We start from the raw sequence: 5,279 nt of genomic DNA on the forward strand, positions 1-5,279 counted from the left end.
TGCGCCCTTCACGCCCAACCCCAAAGTGGCCTAATTTTGCGCCGCCCTTTGGTCGGGTTTTACTCCGCCGTTGACAGTCGGCACTGTCATAGTCAAAGAGGATTTCGAGATCGATAGAAGGGAGCGGTTCTACCCGGTCTTCTACGCGCACAACGGTGCCTTGCGCATTCTCGACCTCCACCTCGGAGCGGTCAATTATGCCGAGGTTCACAACATCGCTCAGGCTGAATTGCCGACTGCTGCCTCCAGCCCCAGAGCCGCACGATGGTTGATCGGGGTTCACCAAACAGCTTTGCGGTACGGCGCTTTGTGCAGTCGACGGTGCAGCCGCAGTTGGACCCGCATCCTCCAGATCGAACGAGTCGAGCGTGATAACCGATTGCGCAAAACCCTCTGAGTTCACAACAGTAAGTCCGGCCGCAATCAGGATGGTTTTGATTGTGTTCATGATGATTCCCCTTGCTCAGTCTTTATCTCAGGATTTCGTATGTCATGGTGTTGTAAACTATGTCCCAGCCCTCGATGGAGATGACGCCGCCTGTGCTTTCCCCATGCTCCTGGCGCAGTTGCCGCAGGACATCGCGAATATCATCTTGGCGCAAGCCAGAGGGCTGACAAACAAAGCCCAGCCGATGCAGGCCTGGCTCATCCTCAGCTTGGACAATGATCCCATATTTGGAGCTCGAATTGTTGTCGTAGCGCAGGAGACCGGGACGGATTTCGGTGATCTCAAAAATATTCGTCGGAATCGGCGTCAGCCGGCCGCTAGACGAAATGTCGAAAAAGAAAGGATTGCAATCTGCGGGCGGTTCGACCGAAATGGTCAAAAGCCGCCCAACACTAATCAGACGAGGTTCTATGAAGATGAACCCAAGGTCTGGCTCCGGCTTTCCCGCCCCCTCGGCGGTTGGCGTCTTGGTTCCTGGTACTTCAGTCGCGAAGGGCGGCACGATAACAAGGTCGGCTGGCAGAGCCGCAAGACTCAGGTCCTGACCTATGGTTATAACATCGCCTTGCCCAGAGGTCGCTATCACATTCAGGCGCACGGCCGACAAGTCGTTACATGGCCAGTAACGTAGCATGATAGTATGATCGTTAGGGCCAAGCGATGCTTCGCCAAGATCAGTTAGCCGCCGAACAGTCAGCGAGGCGCCAGTGATTACATTCCCCTCGTCCTGAGAGAGGGCAGCGATGAACTGGTCAGCGATGTAGCTCCCATAACCGAGCGGGTCGAAACTATCCTGATACGTGGCTTGATCGACGTACAGCACATCAGCATTTGGAACTCGTGCAACTAAGGATGCCGCGAGCGTCGCGAGGCCACTTGCCTCCGCTGCTGCAGACGCCCCACAGCGGCTCGCTGTAAGTTCCTCGGGAATTTCAGCGCGTGTGCTTGCTAGTGTCCGGCCTGTATCAAGCTCAACGAGGCTCACACTTGCTGTGTAGGCCTCCCCTGCCCGACTGAGGACAATCGTGATGGTCGCGTCGGCATTTGACAATTCGGACGCCACCTTTGCGCGCTGTTCCATACCGAGTTCGTCCCAACGGCCGAGGTTCTGGACAAAGGCCAGCGTGTCAAAGGCTCGGGCGACCTCGGTGATCCTCACGCAGTCGAGCGACTCGCGGCGGACGGCATCGAGGATCACACCTTCGATACGGGTCAGGATCTGTGCATCGAGTGTCTGGCTTGCATCCTTAGCTGGAACAGCTGCGACGTTGAATATCGGATCGGACACCGCACAGCCAATCTCTCGTGAGAGCATCAGAGAGAGCCGCAAAATGGCCTCGTCGACGCTCTGGGCCTGTGCTGGTGGAAGGAGTGAAAAAGTAAAGACTACACCCAATAAAACCGCCCTGGCACCGTGAAAAATCGCACCAATCACTCCATCATCCTCCGTCGACATTTCCCCCACATTCTACTCCACCTCCTCCAAAAACTTCCGGCTCACCCAGCCTCTATTCCCACGGGCATCGGTGATCTCGTACCATAGTCGATTGTCGTCAATACACTGGCGCACGCGACCGGCTGCCGTTGTGTCCCGTCTGTTGGCACCAATCGCTTGGCAGGCTTCGAAACAATCCTCGCGTTCCGGCTGTGCTTCGATGAACCACATGCTGCTAGCTTTAATCAGGCTCACGCGCTCGCCGAGCGGAACTTCGCGGAAGACTGCGGCCGAGAAATCCGGTCGCCGGCGGAGGTTGACGTATTTGTTAACGTTAGTAACGCGGGCGGTGGGAGAGGTGAGCCAACAACTTAACACCCTATTCGGTTGAAGCTGTGCGAACGCGGCCGCGCTCTCCGTGGCAAGTCTCTCCGCTGAGCCTGATCCGTCCCATGGCAAATTAGATATACGAGTATCCGGGCTGTAAAATTGAAAGGGATGAAGATGAGTTAAACCATTTGCATCCCACAAAGTCACAGTTGCAAGGTCTCTTGCGATTATACAAAAACCCGCCGGGGCATCAAGAAAGGACCACATTGGCAGGACCCGTAATGTAAAATTTTCCTCAAAGAATGATTGCGGCATCTCTCCAAAGTATTCACTCAAAGGATAGTCAGAACGCAAAATGGCATATTGGCTCTGTGGCTCCAATATTCGCTCAAACCAATGTCTCAGAGGCTCTAATCTAATTTCAGTTCCGAAGACATAGGCGTTCAAACAGGCAAAAGTTAATGCAGGAATAGGAGAACCCGTTGGATAGGCCACTGGATGCAGATTGATCTTCCAGCGGTTTGCTTCATGTATGGTATCGACATAAAACATGTCCGCCGGCGGCGTTTCCAGCATGGATACCAAAAGAGAAGGCGGAAAATCAATCTGCTGATCAGTGGCAAGGCGGAGGACTGCCTGAATACCATCCAAGGCGACCTGAAAGGCTCTGTTCAATTGATCCGCAGTAAACTGTCCATCGTCTATACCAAGGGACGGAGCGTGAAAACCAAGGCGACCTTGAGGGTTCAAAAGCCTGTGCGGAACAGTGAAGAATTCATCACTATTTGACGCATCGCGCGCCCCCCCCCATAAAACCGACCGCACACGCACTTTCGCAGCTTGCACCTGCCGGTACAGCGCTAGAAACTTGGGCGCGATGCAAGACTTGTGCAATGCGAACACCTTCGGACAAAGATCCTCCTCTGCTATCAAAACATACTGCAAATTCTGGATACTCGCCGATTGTGTCGTAGAATATTCCCCGTGCCGGCATCACACCCAGCACTTCCTCGATTTGAGTCTCAAGATTGTCTGCGTCACCCGCTTCGATGTTGCCAGAAAGACGTAACCGACATCCCATATCTGGATCAGCGTATCGCTCAATAGTTGCTGCCAGAGACGGAGCAGGGATCGAAACCCACGAAACTAACACGAGTGCGACCCAACTTGCCATTACAAGCGATCTAATGATCCGCATCACTCCACCTCCTCCAAAAACTTCCGGCTCACCCAGCCTCGATTCCCACGGGCATCTGTGATTTCGTACCAAAGCATGTTGTCATCAATGCACTGCTGCACGCGATCGCGGGCGTTACCATCCTCGGAGTTCGCCCCAAAGGCTTGGCAGGCATTTATGCAGGACTGACGATCACGCTCTTGCCCGATTACCGTGATGTTGTCAGCACGTGTTGCACGCACTCGCTCGCTGAGCGGAACTTGGCGAATAACAGGTGCCGAGAAGTCTGGTCGTCGGCGGAGGTTTACGTATTCCTTAACGTTCGCGATGCGAGCAGATGGCCCGGTTAGCCAGCAAGTCGCAGGGTTTGTTTTCTCGCTTGAATTTCTGAGTGCTTTTATGAATTCAGCCGCAAGCAACGGAGTAGCACGTTCAAGCATGGATATTTGAGTTTCACTGGGAAAAGATTGAAACGGCCATATGTCTTTTCTACGGTCAACATCGTAGTCACCAATAAAAGCATATCCGACAGGATCAGTTGCGTGCCTTTGGGCATCAAAAATTGCCACGGTACAGCCACTAACTGCCTCCTCTCTGAAACCAGAAGGGATCGTCCAACGATCGTACGCGTTAGCTACAAGTTCAATCTCTCCAGAACTTATCATGTACGTTGATGGGGGATCAGTATCGAGTAGGCTAGCATCTACAGAATTACAAAAATTCAAAATTGCCTGAGGAGATGCCCCATTAAAAAAAGATGTAGGTGCGACCTGAATGGACAACCTCGCAGCCTCTCCCACTGTCTCAATAAAATACATTCCACTGTGTGGCGTACTGAGCATTGTGGAGAATAGAGATTCTGGAAAGTCGAGCCAATTAGCCGTCCTAGCTTTGATGACTAAACTGATTGTATCTAAAGCAACACCAAAGGCAGCATCAATTTCTTTCTCTGAATAACTTCCTGACGAAACAACGAGATTAGGCCTGTGAAATCCAAGTCTAGAAGTTGGGTGTATTACGCGGTTAGGACCTGTAACCTCACCTTCGCTGCGTGCCCAGGAGCCAGCCATAAAGGCCAGCGCACATGCGCTTTCACAACGTGCATTGCGGCCAACAGCTGTGCCCAGTTGGTTTCCACCGGGGCCTCTAGAAGAAGTGCCGCCTGAAATAATCTCAGCCATTGCCATAGCTTCAACCATGTTGCCACCAGGGCTATCAAAGCAAATACGACGCCCACTGGGAGAATCCATAAATTCAAAAAAATTACCGTTTGCTCGGTCTTGTGCTCGTTGCTTGGCTACTAGAGTTCCAAGCTTTTCTGCATCGCCGCTTTCTATCACACCTTCAACAGATATACTGCATCCCATCTCTTCATTTTTCTTGAATTGAATTATTGCTGCGTTAGCAGCGCTCAATGAAGCGCAACAAGCCAGCCCAATGGTCGCCGAAAGTGCTCCTGCCAAGGTTATTTTTTTAGATATGATCAAAATCGTTTTCTCCCTTGCCGCTATGTTGGCTTCTGTTGAGACTTGGCGCAAAGTTTTTAATCGCAAACCACATCTACATCACACCTATTCACGTCACAAAACTTGCATCTCAAACTACACGACCCAGTCACCCGGCCTTCATAGTGATCTTTCGATAAGCCCTGAAGCAAGACAGGCTATCCATCATCACTCCACCTCCTCCAAAAACTTCCGGCTCAGCCAACCTCGATTACCACGGGCATCTGTGATTTCGTACCAAAGCATGTTGTCATCAATGGCTTCTACAATCCGCGACGCAGGCATTCAGCACTCGTGTCAACGGCGGAGTGAAGGACCACCGGCTGACGCCGGAGGCATCACTTGGAGGAATGTAATTCCAGGTACTGCCGGATGACGTCGTCA

Annotated in this window: 4 protein-coding genes; all 4 read right to left on the reverse strand. The window is 52.3% G+C overall.

Features of this window, described 5'->3' with window-relative positions:
- Positions 1-448: hypothetical protein (locus HAT86_RS16720; protein ID WP_167200618.1), on the reverse strand; the 448-nt coding region annotated here is incomplete at its 3' end.
- Positions 449-470: 22 nt separating this feature from the next.
- Positions 471-1,904, reverse strand: a complete 1,434-nt coding sequence (locus HAT86_RS16725) for a hypothetical protein (RefSeq protein WP_167200621.1) — start codon at positions 1,902-1,904, stop codon at positions 471-473.
- A 12-nt stretch (positions 1,905-1,916) separates the two neighbouring features.
- Positions 1,917-3,116 (reverse strand): hypothetical protein, encoded by a 1,200-nt coding sequence (locus tag HAT86_RS16730; RefSeq protein WP_167200624.1) that lies wholly within the window; start codon positions 3,114-3,116, stop codon positions 1,917-1,919.
- 294 nt (positions 3,117-3,410) lie between these two features.
- Entirely contained in the window at positions 3,411-4,928 is a 1,518-nt protein-coding gene (locus tag HAT86_RS16735; protein WP_167200627.1) for a COG3904 family protein, read from the reverse strand.
- Positions 4,929-5,279: the final 351 nt, after the last annotated feature.

The sequence above is a fragment of the Roseovarius gahaiensis genome, assembly GCF_011601345.1.
GTDB lineage: Bacteria > Pseudomonadota > Alphaproteobacteria > Rhodobacterales > Rhodobacteraceae > Roseovarius > Roseovarius gahaiensis.

Bases quoted from the DNA above. Each gene is read 5' to 3' on its own strand.
- HAT86_RS16725 (WP_167200621.1), bottom strand. From the start codon at position 1,904: ATGTCGACGGAGGATGATGGAGTGATTGGTGCGATTTTTCACGGTGCC.